This window comes from Actinomadura meridiana (genome assembly GCF_039537545.1).
GTDB classification, from domain to species: domain Bacteria; phylum Actinomycetota; class Actinomycetes; order Streptosporangiales; family Streptosporangiaceae; genus Spirillospora; species Spirillospora meridiana.
The window spans coordinates 756,605-774,086 of sequence record NZ_BAABAS010000006.1 but is presented as its reverse complement, the minus strand read 5'-3'; the positions used below and the strand labels follow the sequence as shown (position 1 = coordinate 774,086).

14 protein-coding genes are annotated in these 17,482 nt (G+C 72.5%); 4 read left to right on the top strand and 10 right to left on the bottom strand.

Translation table 11 applies throughout. From position 1 onward, the window contains the following. Positions 1-22 precede the first annotated feature (22 nt). The 4 genes from ABD808_RS16530 to ABD808_RS16515 all read left to right on the top strand — a co-directional run bounded on the left by ABD808_RS16530 (position 23) and on the right by ABD808_RS16515 (position 5,724). Positions 23-907 (top strand): lytic polysaccharide monooxygenase auxiliary activity family 9 protein, encoded by an 885-nt coding sequence (locus ABD808_RS16530; RefSeq protein ID WP_344897176.1) that lies wholly within the window; start codon positions 23-25, stop codon positions 905-907. Between the two features lie 48 nt (positions 908-955). Then, entirely contained in the window at positions 956-1,729 is a 774-nt protein-coding gene (locus ABD808_RS16525; RefSeq protein WP_344897173.1) for a DUF305 domain-containing protein, read from the top strand. 9 nt (positions 1,730-1,738) lie between these two features. After that, a complete protein-coding gene (locus ABD808_RS16520; RefSeq protein ID WP_344897171.1) occupies positions 1,739-4,303 on the top strand; it encodes a glycosyl hydrolase family 18 protein in 2,565 nt (854 codons plus the stop codon). A 149-nt stretch (positions 4,304-4,452) separates the two neighbouring features. Further along, positions 4,453-5,724: an acyltransferase family protein gene (locus tag ABD808_RS16515; protein WP_344897168.1), complete on the top strand. Its 1,272-nt coding sequence runs from the start codon at positions 4,453-4,455 to the stop codon at positions 5,722-5,724. Between the two features lie 12 nt (positions 5,725-5,736). On the opposite strand, the gene ABD808_RS16510 is transcribed toward ABD808_RS16515, so the two are convergent. From ABD808_RS16510 to ABD808_RS16465, 10 genes are read right to left on the bottom strand one after another with little or no spacing between them, the layout of a single operon-like run. Next, entirely contained in the window at positions 5,737-6,429 is a 693-nt protein-coding gene (locus ABD808_RS16510; protein WP_344897165.1) for a vWA domain-containing protein, read from the bottom strand. Positions 6,430-6,456: 27 nt separating this feature from the next. Continuing rightward, positions 6,457-7,647: a hypothetical protein gene (locus ABD808_RS16505; protein WP_344897162.1), complete on the bottom strand. Its 1,191-nt coding sequence runs from the start codon at positions 7,645-7,647 to the stop codon at positions 6,457-6,459. Beyond that, positions 7,644-8,543, bottom strand: a complete 900-nt coding sequence (locus ABD808_RS16500; RefSeq protein WP_344897159.1) for a protein phosphatase 2C domain-containing protein — start codon at positions 8,541-8,543, stop codon at positions 7,644-7,646. The genes ABD808_RS16505 and ABD808_RS16500 overlap by 4 nt, the downstream gene beginning before the upstream one ends. After that, on the bottom strand, positions 8,531-9,706 hold the full coding sequence (locus ABD808_RS16495; protein ID WP_344897156.1) for a hypothetical protein: 1,176 nt from the start codon (positions 9,704-9,706) through the stop codon (positions 8,531-8,533). Before ABD808_RS16495 ends, ABD808_RS16500 begins: the two co-directional genes overlap by 13 nt. 5 nt (positions 9,707-9,711) lie before the next feature. Then, a complete protein-coding gene (locus ABD808_RS16490) occupies positions 9,712-11,910 on the bottom strand; it encodes a hypothetical protein (RefSeq protein ID WP_344897153.1) in 2,199 nt (732 codons plus the stop codon). Further along, positions 11,907-12,695 carry a hypothetical protein gene (locus tag ABD808_RS16485; protein ID WP_344897150.1) on the bottom strand — a complete coding sequence of 263 codons (789 nt, stop codon included), beginning with the start codon at positions 12,693-12,695 and terminating at the stop codon, positions 11,907-11,909. Before ABD808_RS16485 ends, ABD808_RS16490 begins: the two co-directional genes overlap by 4 nt. Next, positions 12,692-14,944 (bottom strand): hypothetical protein, encoded by a 2,253-nt coding sequence (locus ABD808_RS16480; protein WP_344897147.1) that lies wholly within the window; start codon positions 14,942-14,944, stop codon positions 12,692-12,694. The genes ABD808_RS16485 and ABD808_RS16480 overlap by 4 nt, the downstream gene beginning before the upstream one ends. Then, the gene (locus ABD808_RS16475) at positions 14,941-15,828 is read right to left on the bottom strand and encodes a hypothetical protein (protein WP_344897144.1); all 888 of its coding nucleotides are present in this window, start codon (positions 15,826-15,828) and stop codon (positions 14,941-14,943) included. The genes ABD808_RS16480 and ABD808_RS16475 overlap by 4 nt, the downstream gene beginning before the upstream one ends. After that, a complete protein-coding gene (locus ABD808_RS16470; RefSeq protein WP_344897141.1) occupies positions 15,825-16,700 on the bottom strand; it encodes a hypothetical protein in 876 nt (291 codons plus the stop codon). Before ABD808_RS16470 ends, ABD808_RS16475 begins: the two co-directional genes overlap by 4 nt. Continuing rightward, positions 16,697-17,476 (bottom strand): hypothetical protein, encoded by a 780-nt coding sequence (locus ABD808_RS16465; protein WP_344897137.1) that lies wholly within the window; start codon positions 17,474-17,476, stop codon positions 16,697-16,699. The genes ABD808_RS16470 and ABD808_RS16465 overlap by 4 nt, the downstream gene beginning before the upstream one ends. Positions 17,477-17,482: the final 6 nt, after the last annotated feature.

Here is a 17,482-nt window from a genome sequence, read left to right as displayed (position 1 = left end):
CACCCCCACCGGAAGGAACCCAATGAGATCGACCCGATCGAGAAGGGCGGCCGCGGCGGCGGTCGCCGTCCCGGCGGCGTCCGTCCTCGTCGTGCTGGGCGGCGCGACGGCCGCGAGCGCCCACGGCACCATGTCGGACCCGCCGAGCCGCGTCTACGTCTGCGACCAGGAGGGCCCCGAGCACCCGCAGTCGGACGCCTGTAAGGCGGCCGTCGCGGCCAGCGGCACCCAGGCGTTCTACGACTGGAACGAGGTGTCGCTGCTCAACGCGGGCGGGCGGCACCGCGAACTCATCCCCGACGGGCAACTGTGCAGCGCCGGACGCGCCAAGTACCGGGGCCTTGACCTACAGCGCGCCGACTGGCCCGCCACGAAGATGTCGTCCGGGCCGCAGACGATCACCTACCACGCGACCGCGCCGCACGGCGGCAGCAACTTCGAGTTCTACATCACCCGTGAGGGCTGGGACCCGACGCAACCGCTGCGCTGGTCGGACCTGGTGCACATCCAGACGTTCACGGCCCAGAACCCGACCACGTTCACCAAGTGGACGATCAACATCCCGCAGCGCACCGGCCGCCACATCCTGTACTCGATCTGGCAGCGCGTGCTGTACAGCGACGAGGCGTTCTACACCTGCTCGGACGTCGACTTCGGCGGCACGACGACGCCCCCGACCGACCCGCCCACCGACCCCCCGACCGACCCACCCACGGACCCACCGACCGACCCCCCCACCGACCCGCCGACCGATCCGCCGTCGAGCGGCACCTGGGCCACCGGCACCGCCTACAAGGCGGGCGACCAGGTGACGTTCAACGGCGCGACCTACAAGTGCCTGCAAGCGCACACCGCGCTCACGGGCTGGGAACCAGCGAACACCGCCGCGCTCTGGCAGAAGGTCTGAGCGAGGGCGGATGACGCACGCGACGAGTCGCACCTCATGAAGCGCCACGTGACCGAACGCCCCGCGGCCGTACCTCCCGCGGCCGGCCCCCGGGCCCCCGTCCATTCCTCGTCCGACCGCCATACGGCCGACTCCCCTGCGGCCGAACCCCCTGTGGCGGACGGCGACGCGGCGGAACGTCCGGCGGCTGTGCGCGGCGTAGTCAAATACGGCGCGCTGGCGCTCCTCGCCGCGTGTGTCGTCCTGGTGTTCGCCCAGTGCGGGGCCGCCGACCATTCAACGTCCGGCGGCCCCGCCCCAGCGTCCAAAGGCGGAAACGGCTTCAACAGCGACGACGTGATGTTCCTGCAAATGATGCTTCCCCATCAGGAGCAGGGCGTGAAGCTCGTGCGGCTGGCGAAACGGCATTCCGTCAGCCCGGAGGTGCGGACGCTGGCCGCGGCGATCGAGACCACACAGATCGCCGAGGCGGAACAGATCCAGCGGCGGCTGCGTGAATGGCGCAGGCCGCTGCGCGCGAACACGAACGAGCATGCCGCGCACGGCGGCGTGCCCGAGACGACCGACGCCGAGCTCGAGGCGTTGGACCAGACCCCGCCGAACCGTTTCGAACGCGAGTTCCTCAACCTGCTGATCGGCCATCAGGACGACGCGGTCCAGATGGCCCGCCTGGAGACCGGCAAGGGCGAGGACGGCTGGACGAAACGGCTCGCGGAACGCGTCGACCACTCCCGGTCGGCGCAGATCCACCAGATGTTGAAGATTCTCGGCCCCCAATCCCCGGAAGGACCCCGACCCCCGGAAGACTCCCACCGGAAGTAGGTGTTCGGCATGCGCCGAATGATCGGAATCTTGCTCTCCATCGTCGTCGTGGCCGCGCTCGCCGTCGCCCCGGCCAGCGCGGCGGATCGACTGACGGCGACCTTCAGCTTGTCCGGGACGACCGGAAAATATGTTGTCAGCAATCCCGGATCGTCCTCCGTCAGCGGCTGGACGCTGGTGTTCGAGCTGCCCGCGGGCGTGACCGCGAGCAACGCGCAGAACGCCACGCTGTCGCAGAACGGCACGAAGGTCACCCTCCGTCCGCAGTTCTATATCGACACCATCCGCAGCGGCGGCAACACCGAGCCGTACAGCCCGACGTTCTCGCTGAGCTCGGCGGCGCAGCCGACGAGCTGTCTGCTGAACGGCGCGAACTGTGACGGCACAGGCGAGGCGCCGCCCGAAGCGGCGGGCGTCATCGCCACGTACTCCATCGAGGGTTCGCGCGCCAAGTTCGTCGTGGCGAACAACTCGTCGGAGACGGTGAACGGCTGGTCGGTCGTGTTCGACCTGCCGGAAGGCGTCACCGCCAGCGGCGGCGACAACGGTTCGGTCACCCAGAGCGGGCGGACCGTGACCCTGTCCCCCGCCTACTACAACACCACCATCGGCGCCGGCAGGACGACCGAGCCGTACAGCCCGACGTTCACGGTCAGCAGGTCGGGCGCCGAGCCCACGTCCTGCCGCGTCAACGACGTGCGGTGCGACGGCGCGGCCGACGCTCCCCCGGCGGCGCCCGGGAAGCTGACCTCGCCGGTGAAGACGACCAAGACCGTCTCGCTGGCCTGGGAGGCGGCCAAGCCCGGCAGCCTGCCGATCACCGCGTACGAGGTGTACAACGGCGACAAGCTCGCCACCACGGTGCCCGAGACGAACGCCACGGTCACGGGCCTCACGCCCAACACCGACTACACGTTCACGGTCAAGTCGCGGGACCGCAAGGGCAACCTGTCGGCCGCCAGCGAGGCGCTCACCGTCAAGACCAACAACCCGGCCGACGACACCGAGGCTCCGTCCGTCCCCGGCGGGCTGCACAGCACCGGCAAGGACTCGGTCACCGTCAAGCTCGCGTGGAACGCCTCCACCGACAACAAGCAGGTCGCCAACTACGACGTGCTGGTGAACGGGCAGGTCGCGACGACCGTCATCGGGACGTCCACGACCGTCGCCGGGCTCTCCCCGTCGACGGAGTACACCTTCACCGTCCGGGCCCGCGACATGTACGACAACCTGTCCGGCGTCAGCACGGCCGTCAAGGTGACGACCGACGACGTGATGGGCGACGGCTACGCCAAGGTCGGCTACTTCGTCCAGTGGGGCATCTACGGCCGCCAGTACTTCGTGAAGAACCTCGACACGACTGGCAACGCCAAGCGGCTGACCCACATCAACTACGCCTTCGGCAACATCGACCCGCAGAACCTGACGTGCCTCCAGGGCGTCACGAAGGGCACCACGAAGGACCCGCAGGACCCGAGCCAGGGTGACGGCGCGGGCGACGCCGAGGCCGACTACGGGCGGGCGATGACCGCCGCCGAGTCGGTGGACGGAAAGGCCGACGGCGGGCGCGAGGCACTGCGCGGCAACTTCAACCAGTTGAAGAAGCTCAAGGCCAAGTACCCGAACCTCAAGGTCCTGATCTCGATCGGAGGCTGGACATACTCGAAGTACTTCTCCGACGTCTCCAAGACCGACGCGTCCCGCAAGAAGTTCGTGAAGTCCTGCCTCGACACCTACATCAAGGGCAACCTGCCCAGCTACAACGGTGCGGGTGGCCAGGGCGCCGCCGCCGGGATCTTCGACGGCATCGACCTCGACTGGGAGTGGCCGGGCGCCGAGGGGCACCCGGGCAACCACATCGGCGCGGACGACAAGAAGAACAACACCCTGCTGATCAAGGAGTTCCGCGAGCAGCTCGACGCTCTGACCAAGGAGACCGGCAACCGGTACCTGCTCAGCGCGTTCACGCCCGCCGACCCGGCCAAGATCGAGGCCGGCTGGGAGCTGGCGGAAGTCGCCAAGTACATGGACATCTTCAACATCCAGGGCTACGACTTCCACGGTTCCGGCAGCGACGACTCCTGGGAGCCCAAGCGGACCGGCCACGCGGGCAACCTGTACACCGACAAGGACGACCCGTACTCGTTCCACTTCAGCGTCGAGAACGCGGTCAAGCCGTACCTCGACGCCGGGGTCAGCCCCCGCAAGCTGACGATCGGCCTCGCCTACTACGGGCGCGGCTGGAAGGAAGTCAGCGACGGCGGCAAGAGCGGCGAATGGCAGGACGCGAACGGCGCGGCCCCCGGGCAGTTCGCCGAGGAGGCCGGTACGCGCGGCTACAGCAACCTGCTCGCCAGCGTGCCGAACTGCAAGATCATCCACGATGAACAGGCGGTCGCCACGTCCTGCTTCACCGGCGACAAGGGCCAGTGGTGGTCGTTCGACGACCCCTGGTCGATCGGCAAGAAGGTCGAGTGGCTCAAGTCGAAGGGCCTGCTCGGCGCCATGATCTGGGAAATGTCCGGTGACCCGGGCGTGCTGACCAAGACCCTGTCCGACGGTCTCGGCGGCTGACCCTTCCCTTGTCAGGGCCGGTGCCGCCTGCGCCAGCACGGCACCGGCCCTGAACCATGTCCGCCCCGGCTTCGCCCGGCCCCCCGCAACCCGCGATCTTTACTCGCGCACCCCGTGGCGGGGGGCCGTCGGGCGTCTAGTCTGTCGGGATGGCTCCCCCTTTGGCTGTTTCCCCCGTGACATCCCGGCTTGGGTGGCTTGATGCGCTTCGTGGGGGTGCGGCCCTGGCAGTGGCGCTGCATCACGCCAGCTACATCTACCTGCCGTCGCTGCGGGTCCAGCTGATCGACTGGTTCGACCCCGGGATGTACGGGGTGCTGGTGTTCTTTCTCGTCAGCGGCTACATCGTCCCGGCGTCGCTGGAGCGGCGCGGCAGCGTTCGGGGGTTCTGGGTCGGGCGGTTCTTCCGGATCTATCCGCTGCTGGCCGTGACGTGTTTTCTGGCCGTGCTGCCGTTCTTGCTCGGGGTGCTCGGGCTTCGGGGTGGGCTGGAGTCGTACTCTCCGGCGACCGCCGTCCTCGCGCACCTCACGATGATGCAGGACCTGCTGGCCGTGCCGAACGTGATGAACGTGCTGTGGACGCTCTCGTACGAGATGGCCTTCTATCTGTTGATCGTCGCGATGTTCGTGGTGGGCGGGCATCGGCGGTCGGCGACCGCGGCGACCGGGCTCACCGTCGCGGCGTTCATCGCTGCCGCCTTGACCACGGGCGGGATCCTGGTGGGTGATCACTCACCCTCTGTGCTGCTGTCGCGGACCGTGGGGACGGGAGCCGTCGTGGCCGTCGCCGCCTTCGGGCTCGTGGTGGCGATCGCGGCGGCGGTGTCGGGACGTGCCGCGCCGCGCGTCGCGGGGGGCCTGCTCGGCGGGCTGCTCGCCGCCATGCTGGTCGTGCTGAACGGGCGCGTCCAGATCTGGGAGGGCCTGACCCTGCTCGCGATCATGTTCGCCGGGACGGCCGTGCACCGTGCCGAGCACGGCCAGATCTCCCGGCGCGCGGCGGCGATCACGGCCGTGGTCGTGCTGGCGGGCACGGTCGGCACCGGCGCCTGGCGCGCGGCGCCCTACGGCCGGGAGGCGCAGCTCGCCTGGTGCGCCACGGTCCTCGCGGCGGCGGCGACGTTCGCGGCGGCCTGGTGGGCGCGAGGCCGCCGGTTCCCCCGCTGGGCCACCGGCCTCGGCACGATCAGCTTCTCGGTGTACCTGCTGCACCCGCTGCTGCTGATGGTGGCGGCCCAGTTCCTCGACGTGTCCGGCCGGGAGGACCTCGTGGGCCTGGCGTTCTTCCTCCTGGTCCTGCTGGCGGTGAGCTGGGCGTCGCAGCGCTGGATCGAGGCGCCCGCGCAACGCCTCGGCCGCCGCCTCATCCGTCCCGCCCGGACCGAACCGAGCGTCGAACCGCACATCCTCGCCTCCTGAGCGGCGGGGGTGTCACTGCTCGACGTAGTCCTCGGAGAGCACCCGGTACCCCGCCACCTCGGTCGGCAGCCGCAGCTCCCGCGCCTGGACGGAGGCGACCATGCTGCCCAGCATCCCGTTCATCGCCTCGGGGAGCGCGCTCGTGGCGTCGCCGAGCGCCGGGTCGGCCATATAGGTCTGGACGGTGGACATCCTGCGCACGATCTCCTCCACCGCGTCGCCGAACCCGAAGCAGATCACGCGCGGGTGCCGCTTCCACTCCGGGTCGACCAGGGCGCGGTGGGGTTCCTGCCACGCGGTGGTCGGACGGTCGGTCGGCGCGCCGTCGGTCAGCAGGAACACGACAGGGCGCACGACGCTGTAGCCCTGGTCCTGGAGGAGCGGGACGTCGATGTCGATCCGATCGCGGAGCAGCTCGAACAGCGGCCCGAAGTTGGTGCCGCCACGGCAGCGCAGCACCGGCATCTGCCGCATCTTCGTCAGCTCCGTCATCCGCAGCACGACCGTGGGCTCCGAGGAGAACGTGACGATCGACAGGTGCACGAACTCCGAGACCCGGGGGTTCAGGTACAGCGTCTTGATGATCTCCGCGAGGGTCTCGTTGAGCAGCGTCTCGTGCTCCCGCATCGACCTGGAGACGTCGAGCGCGAGGTAGGTCGGCATGCCCTTGCCGCGGCCGGGCGCCGGTTCGGTGGAGGTGGTCATGTCGGGTCCTTGTCGTGGGACGGCGGATCAGGGCAGCAGCGCCGAGGCGACGCCGATCAGCAGGAGCAGGGCCAGCGCGCCGAGACACGCGATGATCAGTGGGACGACGAACCGTTCGGCCCCGCGCCCGCCTCCGCCATGGAAGTCCACCGCGAACGGGTCGTTCTCCCCGAGCGGCGGCGCGGGAACCTCACGCTCCCGAACCGGACGCGACACGGCCGGAGCCGAGGCCGTCGGACGCGCGGGTCGGGCTGGTGCGGGCGATGGCGTGGGCGGTGGGGCTGGTGCGGGCTGTGGGGGTGGGGGGGCGGCGAGTGGTGTGGTGGGACGTTTGGGGGTGCGGGGGTCCAGTTCGCTTTCCAGGAGTTCCAGGAGTTCGCCGGAGCTGGGTCGCAGGTCAGGGGGGTCGTCCAGGGAACAGCGCAGGGCTTCGCCGAACGGGGCGGTGCGCAGCCGTGGCTCCAGAGCGTCCAGGGCTGGGTGCGGGTCCTCGCCGCGGACGCCGGTCAGCGCGCGCAGGACGGCCACGGCGACCTTGTACCGGTCGGTGCGGACGGTGAGCCGCTGCCCCTGCGGCACCGCCGGGTCGTTCCAGGAGTTGCACTCCACCCAGGGCCGCGAGGAGAGCCCGCAGCTGTCCATGTCGATGAGGAAGACCCGGCCCTCGCCGCGCTCCCAGAACAGGTTCGCGTACGACCAGTCCCCGTAGACGACGTCGCGGCGTTCCAAGAGCGCTCCGACGCGCAGCAGGCTTCGCGCCACGCGGCACCGTTCCCGCAGGTCGGGGACGGGAAGATCGCGGGCCGCGTAGAAGTCGGGGTCGTCCTGGACGAGCTGGTCCAGGCTGAGCGGCACGCATTCGGGCGGCCCGAACGGCGTCCGCACCTCGGTGAAGAACTCCGGGGGCGCCTTCGCCAGCACGACCCCGACCGTCGTCCCGTCCGACACGACGCGGCTGACGGGCCAGCAGGTCGCCGCGTCCACCACGGCCAGTTCGGCGGGCGTCATCGCGGCGGGCAGCCCGATCAGCCGGTCCAGGACGTCGGGTCCCTCGTCGGGGAACCCGGGCTTGAAGCGCTTGACGAGCCAGCCCGGATGGGCGGCGCTCTCGTACACCTCGGTGGACTGCCCGTTCTCACCGGCGATCCTGGCGCCCGAGGCACGGACCTCCGCCAGTGGCGTGACCGGTCCGAACGGCCGGTCCGACCAGGCCCTCATCGGTCGCACCAGATCACGACGGCGGTGCGGTCGTCGAGCCTGCCGCGCGCATCGTAGCCGACGTCGGCGACGAACGAGGCGATGTGCGGCGGCGCCGCCCACCGGTCGGCGAACCAGGGCGCGCCGCCGTCGGCGAGGACGTCGCCGATCCCGTCGGTGGCGAGTGCCAGGACCGCCCCCTCTTCGAGGGTGAGTTCCGCCGTCTGCGCCCGGTCCGGGTGGAACGGGAGGAACTCGGTCAGGACGTCCCCGTCCAGGCCCCCCTTGTCGGCTCCGACGAGGCGCGCCCAGCCGCCGTCGGCGCGGGCCCAGACGCCGACGTCGGCGATCCAGGACGCCCAGACGCGGCGGCGGCCGTCGGCGGCGGGCTCGACCGGGACGATCGCGGCGAGCGCGGCGGCCCGCACGTCGTCCTCCGCCAGCCCCTGCTGGACCGCCATGCCCGACATCTGCCGGGCGGCGTCCAGGAACAGCGCGTGCCCGTCCGGCGAGGTGCCGCGTCCGAGGTCGGCGCGGAGCCTGCCGATCAGCGCGGTGACCGCCACGTTCGCGCCGAGATGGGAGCGGCTGCTGTCGGACATGCCGTCGGCGACGGCGACGAGCAGATGCCGCCGGTCCGGGTCGCGGCCGAGGCGGTAGGCGTCCTGCCGGTGCTGGGCGGGTTCGGCGCAGCGGTGCCCCGGGCCGACGAGCGAGGCGGCTCGGACGGTCAGCGACCCGACCCGGACGGCGTCGGCGGCGATGCCGGAGATCGCGGGCTCGTCCGGCAGCCGCCACGGCTCTCCGGACTGCCGCGCGCCCGCGCCGAACGGGCGCGGGAACTCCATCGCGGACGGGCCGTCCGGATCCGGTGGTTCCGGCGGGACGGGCCGTCGGCGGCGGCTCAGGAATCCCACGGCATCGGCCTCCAACCGTCCACGCCGTCCTCGGCGCGCTGCCGCAGCTCCGCGGGCATGACGTCCTCGTCCTCGTCGGCGGAATCGGCGCCGGACCCCGCGAGCGCCCCCTGGATCGCCGGTGGCGCCGCCGCGGCCTGCGGGATCTGCTGGGTGCCGAACATGTCGGTCCGGCCGCCCGGTTGCAGCACGCCCGTGATGGGGCCGAGCAGCCGCCCCAACATGTCGTTGATCTCGGCGGGCTGCATGATGTTCTGCTCGACGGCCTTGTTGAACAGGTCGATGACCCGATCCTCCTTGATCATCTCGTGCTTGCGCATGTCGACGATCAGGTCGCCGACGCGGTCGCGGTCCTGCGCCAGGTAGAGCAGGAAGAGGTCGGAGCTGCTGTTCACGGAGGCGCGCAGCGCGCCGATCTCCTCCTCGCTGAGCCGCCGCTGGACGCGCGCGTCGTCGATCCGTTCCTGGATCGCGCGGCTGCGCTGGTCGGGTTCGGCGGTCACGTAGCAGCGGTGGAGGGTGATCCCCTCCGGCAGCTCGCGGCACGCGGCCGCCAGCTGATCGGTGAGGATCCGTTCCAGCTCCGAGATCTGCTCGATCCGGTAGTCGTGGCCCGCCGCCCGCACGACCCTCATGACCCGGGACCGGACGATTCTGGCGCCGTCCTCGATGCCGCGGTTGACCACCGACGCCGGATCGGTCACGGACCATTCGACCTCCACCGCCACGATGAACCGGGCCGCCTCCGTCCGGCTCGGGATCGCGTCCACGAACGTGTCGGAGCGCAGGGACGTGTCGACCTCGATCCGCCACTCGTAGCGGGGCCCGCCGAGCCCCGGGAACCGGCGCGGCTGCGAGGCGAGATGGACGGTGCCGCCGTCGCGGTCGGAGAACACGAAGGCGCGGCCGGGCATCGCCGCCGCGGGCCGCGGGCCCCGGACCTGTTGCCGTCCGACGATGAGCGGCGCGGACGGTCCGGACTCGACCCGCGCGAACCGTTCGGGCAGCGCCTCGGGCAGCGCCGGAACCGGGACGGCGGCGACCCCGGCACGGGGGTGCCCGCCGGGGTCGGGTCCGGCGCCCGGGTCGGGGGCCGGGACGGGCGCGGCCCCGGGGTCGGGCTGGTCGGCGGCGTGTCGGGGGTCCTCGGGGTTCTCGGCCACGGCGGTCACCTTCCGTTGAGTGCGGTCAGGACGTCGGCGGAACTCGCCGGAGCGCGGTCGCCCTCGGTCCACGAGCGGGCCGCGTAGCGGAGCCGCCCGGTGATCAGGGGATCGGTCGCGACGGCCCGGGCGAGACGCACGAACCAGCGGCGGACGAGCGGCGCCTCGTCGACGGTGCGGGCCCATTCGCGCAGGATCTGCTGGGCGTCCTCCTGCACCAGCGGATCGTTCAGGACGTCACGCCAGAGCGCCGCGACGTCGCGCATCCGGTCGGCGTCCATCGCGGCGATGTGCAGGAGGCCCGGCCAGTCGAAGTCGTCGCCCGGCAGCCGCCGCACGAGCTGCTCCGCGGCCCAGAGGAACGCCAGCCGCGCGGTGAGGCGGCGGGTCTCGTCCTTCCCGGACATCCACGCCAGCAGCCGCGCCGGTGTCCGCCCGCCCGCCTGCTCGGTCTCCCACAGCTCGGTGACGGAGTCGCACACCGCCGCCGTGACCACGACGGAGTCGTCGGCGGCGTGCTCCTCCAGCCAGTCCAGTGCCGCGTCGGCGTCGTCGTCGCCGTACGCCACCCGCCAGGCCCGGGCCGCCGTGGCACGCAGCCTGTCCAGCACGCCCGGCTTGGCCCAGGAACGCAGCAGCTCTTGGACGGGCTCGCGCAGCGCGGGCCGCTGCGTCACCGTGGCGTGCAGCGCGGCGGCGGCGACGGTCCGGGACCTGGGGTCCTCGTCGTACGCCATGGGCTCGATCACGGTGGCGCGAACCAGGTCGAACGCGCGGGCGGCGAGGAACCCGATGGCGACGGCGGTCCGCGTCCGGACGCTCTCCAGCGAATGTTCGGCGCACCAGCGCAACCAGACCAGCAGATCGGACCGCTGCTCGTCGAACTCGCTCCAGAAGTAGCCGAGGACCTTCCCCTGCGCGTACCGGTCGAGGTACCGGATCGCCTCGGCCGGGGCGGTCGCCCCGAACCGGAGCCGGACCGTGGACCGGACCGTCCGCGCACCGAGACTGCTCAACCACTTGCGCCTGGTCGGCGTCAGCGCGCCGTCGAGCTTGCGCAGCGAATCCGAGTGCGGGTTGGTGGTCTCCAGGCCGTCCTTCAGCTTCATCGCCGCGAGCGCCACCGTCTCGTACGACTCGCCGTTGAGGACGGCCGTCGCGACCGCCATGCACTGCAAGGACAGCGTCTCCAGGCCCGCGAACCACTGGGCGCGCTGCTCGTCGTCCCGGAGCCGCAGCGCCTGTTCGGCTGTCCGGGCGAGCGGCAGCGACTGCCGGTACGCGCCGAGCAGCTCGACCGCGACGGTCCTGGCGTGCCGGGGCGGGCCGTCCTCGCCGAGCTGCGCGTCGAGCAGATCGCGGACGTCCGGCTCGGCGAGCACCAGCTCCGCCCGGTCGGCGCCGAGTTCCAGGACGAGCAGGCCGCGCACGATCTCGCGCCGGTCGCGGACGCGGCCGAGCCGCAGCACCAGCTCGGCCGCGCGGTCGCCGGGCAGCGGCCGCGCCGCGTCGACCGTGATCACCAACGTGGCGCCGGCCTTCTCCAGCAGCTCGGCGGCCTTGTCGAGCCCGAACGCGGTGAGGGTGTCCGTGCGCGGGGGGTCCGGGTAGACGTATCCGGCGCCCTTGGTGAGGTCGTCGCTCGTCAGCTCGTCCAGCCGGACCGCCGGGTCGACGCCGAACAGGCTCGGCTCCGTCGCCCCCGCGAGGACGCACAGCAGGCGGCGCGCGGCGGCGAACCGGCCGCTGCCCCGGTCGGCCTGGAGGATCACGATGCGGCGGCCTTGCGCCATGCGGCACAGCTCGTCGAAGTCCTCCGGCGCGACGAAGGCGCCCCGCGCCTCCCGCACCTCCTCGGGCCGCAGCGGCGCGACCCGGCTGAGCGTCCCGCCCGGCGCGCCGTAGTAGTGGACGCTGTTCAGGTCACGGCCGACGATCGTGCCGCCGGGGGCGTAGTAGCCGGACAGCGCGTCCTGTTCGGTGCCGATCCGGTCCTGGATCGTGCCGCGCTGCCCGCGGTCGTTGAGGACGTCAGTCCGGGACGGCGGCTTCTCCTCCGCGCCACCGCGAGGGGCCGCTTCGGGCGCCTTGGGCTCGTCGTCCTTCGGCTCCTCGGCCTTGGGCTGCGCGGCCTTGGGCTGCGCCGCCTTCGGTTGCTGGGCCTTGGGCTGCGAGCCCTTGGGCGGCGCGGGCGGCTCGCTCATGACCGGTCTCCGTAGTAGTGGGTGTTGTTCTGGTCACGGAGGATGACCGTGCCGCCGGGCGCGTTGATGTGGACGCCGTTCGCTCCGTAGGCTCCGCCGTTCCCGCCCGACGACGGAGGCGGCTCCGGCGCCGGGCCGTCGTCTCCTGCGGCGTCTCCTCCGGCGTCTCCTCCGGCTTCCGTGTCGGCCGACGGGTCGTCGCCGAGGTCGAGGGTGCGGGGGTCGGGGCCGTTGGGCAGCCAGAACCAGGCGTCGGAGTCGGCGCCGAGGCCCGGCACGTGGACGTGGCGCAGCTCCGTCGGGTCCAGGGAGGTCATGCCCGCCTCGATCGAGCCCCGGAACACGAACGCGGACACGATGACGGCGAGGTCGGTGCCCGCCGCGTGAAGCGCCCGCCGCAGCGGGTCCGCGTTGACCAGCCGTGTCACGACGACGGGCGCGCTGCCCGTGTACCCGTTGGGCGCCTCGGCGACCGGGCCGTGGTGGATCGCGAGCCGCATCCGCGTCCGCGCCTCCACGCTGGCCAGCCTGTTCCGGGCGCGCAGCGCGCCGTTCAGGTCGCGGACGAACCGTCCGGCGAGAGCCTCGACGGCGACGCCGTGCGGCAGCACCATCAGCTTCCCGTCCCCGCTGCCCTGGTCCTCCCAGCGGTCGGCGTCCAGACGCGCGTTCGTCGCCGCCTCGCGCAGGCAGTCGACGAGGTTCGCCTGGAGCACGTGCTGCACGTTCTGCGGCGTGGACCCGTATCCCTGGAGGTCCACCGCCATGACTGTCCGGTAGCTCATGTGCCGTCCTTGGATCGGGCGGTGACGACGACGCTGTAGACGGTCTCGCCGAGCCCGGCGAGGTGTTCCTTGAGCCGGGGCTGGCTGACCCCGAGGAAGCGTCCGGCGATGCTGTTCCGGTCGGGGAACAGCTGGATGAGGTCGCGCACGGAATGGTCGAACTTCGTCGTGAGATACCGCAGGTCGCCGCGGATCTCCCAGAGGGGCCTGGCCTCGTCGGCGAGGAGGTCGTGGACGAGTTGGGCGAGCTCCCGCACCGCGTCCTCCAGGAACAGCAGCGTTCCGCGCGCCAGGCGGATCTCGATGCCGGTGGCGTCGCTGAGCGCGACCGGCCGTTCGCCCGAGGCGGCGTCGCGCCGCACGGACGGGCCCTTGGCGTCGATGTGGAACCGGCCGCGCCAGAACTCGTGCGCCTTGCCGTGCGCGCCGCCCAGGAACTCCAGGGCGTCCCGGCAGCGCCGGTCGGCCTCCTCGAAGCGGACGCGGCGGTCGGGGTCCGTCCACACCTTGGCCGCCGTGCCCGCCGCCGTGTCCGCCGGGACGGGAGCGGCGACCGGCGCCCCGGCGCCCAGTTCGCGGATCTCCCGGCGCATGTCGAGGACGAGGTCGTACAGCCCGGCGTTCATCGCCGCCAGGTCGCCCGCCGAGACGTAGGAGTGCAGCGTCGCGGCGAGGTCGTCCCTGAAGGTGTCGCTGTCCCAGTACAGGACGTGCGCGAACAGGTCCTCGACCTCGCGGGTGTAGGCGGCGGCCAGCGAGCCCGCCATCACCAGGACGACGTCGCGCCCGGGTTCCGCGCCGCGCCCGGCGACCGCGAACCCCCGCGCGTGCAGGTCGTCCAGCTCCGACTTCTCCACGACGGGGCCGCTGACCACCAGCGCGCAGGCGCCGTCACCGTGCCGGGAGCCGACCCGCAGGTCGGGTTCCCGGCGGGACGGCTGGTCGCGGGCGGCGCGCCGCACGTGGTAGCCGAGTTCGGTGCACCAGCGGAACAGCTTCTCGCGGACGTGGTCGGGCGTGTCGGGCGCGCACAGGGCCCGGCCCGCCTCCTGGACCTGCCGTGGCCCGATCAGCCCGCCCCGGGCCAGGTCGTAGGCGTGGTGGCAGAGCGTGATGGTGCGCCGCGGATGCCCCTCGGCGATCTTCCACAGCTCCTCCACCGCCTTGTCAGTGAACACCGGCGCCCCGGCCGGTTCGGGGTCGTCCGGGTGCCGCGCGGCGTCGATGTAGGCGCCGATCTGCGCCTTCGTGAGCCCGGACGGGACGATCCTGGCGACCGGCACCCGCCCCCGCACGCTCTGCGGCAGCGCCTCCCAGAAGTCGAGCAGCCCGCAGACCGCCAGCAGCGCCCCGGTGTCCCCGGCCCAGCCGATCAGCTCCATGAGGGTCACGGCGGTCTCGGTGAGGCCGTCGCCGCGCTGCGGCCTCATCTGGTGCAGCTCGTCCAGGACGAGCACCATCCGCCCGCCCGTGGCGCCGCACAGCCGGGCGAGCGCGCGCAGCACCTGGATGGCGCGCTCGGAGGTGTCGACGGGCGGGGACTCCACCCCGCGGTCGGCGAGCAGCCGCCGCTCGTCCTCCGTCTGGTCCTGGTCGCCGCGCAGCCACCGCCATGCCGCCGCCCCGGCGGAGCTGTGCCAGACCAGGCCGAGCACGGTGGCGACGTCCGCGTCCTCACCGACGATCTCGGCGAGCCGCGCGCGCAGGTCCCAGACGCGGTCGACGGGCAGGTCGTCCGACGCGGTCGGCGGCGGCGCGTCCGGCCCGGCGGCGCCGCGCGGGCCCACGCTCAGCGCCTCCACCATCTTCTCCACGGCGCCGAAAAGCAGCACCCCCGCCGCCGTGTCGACGGGCCGGATCCGGCCGCCGGACCCGGAGCCGGGCGGGGCGAGCAGCCGCCGGTAGATGGACAGGACGGTGTCCTTCGGCTGCCCGGACGCGACGAGCACGACGGGCCGGGTCCCGGCGATGCGGCCGACCTCGTCCATCAACGTCCGCGCCAGGTGGCTCTTGCCCACGCCGTAGTCGCCGAGGATCGCCGCGACCCGCCCGGAGCGCCTCAGATCCTGGTACCCGCCGACGTCGGGGCGGGAGGTGAGGAAGTCCAGCGCGAGGAGCCGGACGGCGCGGACGGCGTCGGTCTCCACCTGCACGAATCCGCCGTCCCCGTCGAGCCGGACCTCCGGCACGTCGGGGAACGGGTTGCGGGCGGAGCCGCGCGGTTCGGGTTGTGGCTGTGGACGGTTCACGGCGCACCGACCCTGACCGCCGCCTCCAGGTAGTGGTGGACCGCGACCCTGGCCGCGCCCGCCCTGATGGCCGCGGCGAACGCCTGGTGGCACAGCACGTTGAACCAGGTCAGGTTGTTGGGGCTGAGGCTGGCGCGCTGCCGTCCGAGCGCCCGGAGCAGGACCTTCGGGTCGAGGTCGAGCAGCGCGTCGAGCGCGTCGCCGCCGCCGACGCGGGCGCGCATGAACGCCATCAGGTCGCGGTCGCTGAACGGCTCCAGCACGACGGGCGTGACGAGCGGCCCGTCCGGGTCGCGCTCGACGAGTTCGGTGACCTCCGTCCACTGGTCCTCGACCCAGTACGGGTACTCGAACAGGTAGACGCCGGTGTTCGCGGCCACGGCGGCGCGCGCGTACGCCAGCACCCGGTCGGCGATCGCGGCGGGACGCAGGTTCGGGTCGGGGCGCGGCAACCGGACGGTGAGGCGCCGCCCGTCCAGCGCCCGGCCGAGTTCGTCATGGGCCTCGACGGGGTCGGCGGACCGCACCTCGCGCAGCGCAGCGCGCACCTCGTCCGGCAGCGGGTGGACGCCGCGCATCCGGGCCAGGCATTCCGCCGGGCCCGGCAGCCCGTCGGATGTCCGTCCCGCCAGGTCGACCGGAAGGCGACCCGCGTCCGCGTGGCGGTGCAGGCAGCGGTGGGCCAGCACGGACTTGCCGAGATGCGGACGGCCGCCGATCAGGATGACGCCGCCCTCGTCGGCGTCCGGCGGCTCCGGCCGGTCCGCGAACGCGAAGTACCCGTCGCGCCCCTCGGGCCCCGCGCAGTACGCGTCGTGGACGCCCAGGTCGGGCAGCCGGGCGGGGAACGGGTTGTGCTCCAGTGGAGCGGCGCCGACGTTCATGCCGCCCCGCTCCATGCCGCCGGCTCGAGAACCTCCGGCATCAGGTGCTCCAGGGTGACCTTCGTGCTCTGGGCGGCTATGGCGTTGGCGAACACCCGGCGCATGAGGTCGTGGGCCTTCGTGGGGGACACCGAGAACGTGCCGAAGAGTCGTCTCAGCCACTCGGGGACACCCTCCTCCATGGTGAACCGCTGATGCGGCGACCGGTCCATGACGCCCTGCGCGTAGGCCCACAGATCGGCGGGAGCGACCGGATCGAGAACGCACGCACGGACGTTGGCGTCATAGTTCTGGTCGATCGCGCTGCGGAGGGACTCCCAGTCTCTGGGCCAGTCCGTCGCGTTGTACTCGTAGATGATGACGCTCTTGCTCTCCTCGGCGGCGTTCGCGTAGCAGGCGATCTCCCAGGCGATGTTCCTGGTGCCCGCGTCGGACGCTTCCGGTTCGATCCTCGGCAGCCGCACGACCATCTCCTCGCCCGTCTGGCCCAGGACGGTTTGCAGCCTGGCGGGCCAATGGGTGTCATCGGCCTTCTCGTCGGCCACGTCGTCGGCGTCCAGAAGACCGTTCCTGCTGCTCAGCTTGCGCAGCACCTGCGCCCGCCGGGCGATGCACGCCCGGTACGGCGCGGAGCCGTGGAGGTCGACCGGTGCCAGGCCCTTCTGGCGGTACTCGTGCAACAGCCGGTGACCGTAGACGGACTTGCCGTGCCCCGCGCAGCCCGCGATCACCACGACGCCTCCCTGGACCTGCGTCAGCGGCAGGACGGCCGGAGCGTTGCCGAAACGGCAGAAGTCGGCGGGCTGGTACGGGCAGGTATGGCCGTCCCTGCACGCGCGGATGCGTTTGAGGTCGCCCTCGAACGGGTTCACGGCGCGACCACCTCGACCACGCTCTCGCCGCGGACGGCCCGTCCCAGCGCGGTCTCCAGCCGCCGGACCGCCTCCTCCGCCGGTCGCGGCCGGAACGCCGACCCGACCAGGACGTCGTGCGCGGTTCCGAGGAGGCCGTCCAGGTTCCGCCGTTCCGCGGTGGGCAGCCCGGCCCGCAGGATCGCCGACCCGAGGTCGACGCGGCGGCCCTCCAGCCCGGCCCGGTCCGTCGCCTTGTCCGCGGCGCGGGCGAGGCGGGCGGCGTGCGCGGCCTTGAGGTACTCGGCCGCCGCCGTGTTGAGCTGGTCGGCGAGCGCCTGGCGGCGGACGCTCCGCTCGGTCGAACGCTGGGTTCCGAGAGTGAGGAACGCGCCGAGGACGAGCGTGAACGTCGGGTTGGCGGCGACGCGCCGCCACAGCGTCGGCTTGGGCGCGGGATCCTGCACCGTCTTCGGGCCGGTCAGCGCGGCAAGCGCCGTGCAGGCCCAGTCGAAGTCGGCGCGGGACGTCCGGTTCCACGCGTCCAGCGTGGTGGCCGCCGTGACGCGGTCGCCGTGCTTCGGCCGGAAGCCGGTGCCGGTGGCGGTGCTGCCGGGCGCGGCCACGCCGAGGCGCACCGCGGCCTCGACGAGCCCCGGCCGTTGCCTCGCCGACAGGCAGTGCAGGCGCCTGGCGTCCGCGCGTGCCTCGTCGCCCGGGTCCTTCGGGTCGTCCCACGCCACCTGCGCGATGACGAGCCCGAGCGCGGCGACCGCGACCCCCCAGGCGATTCTCATCCGGTG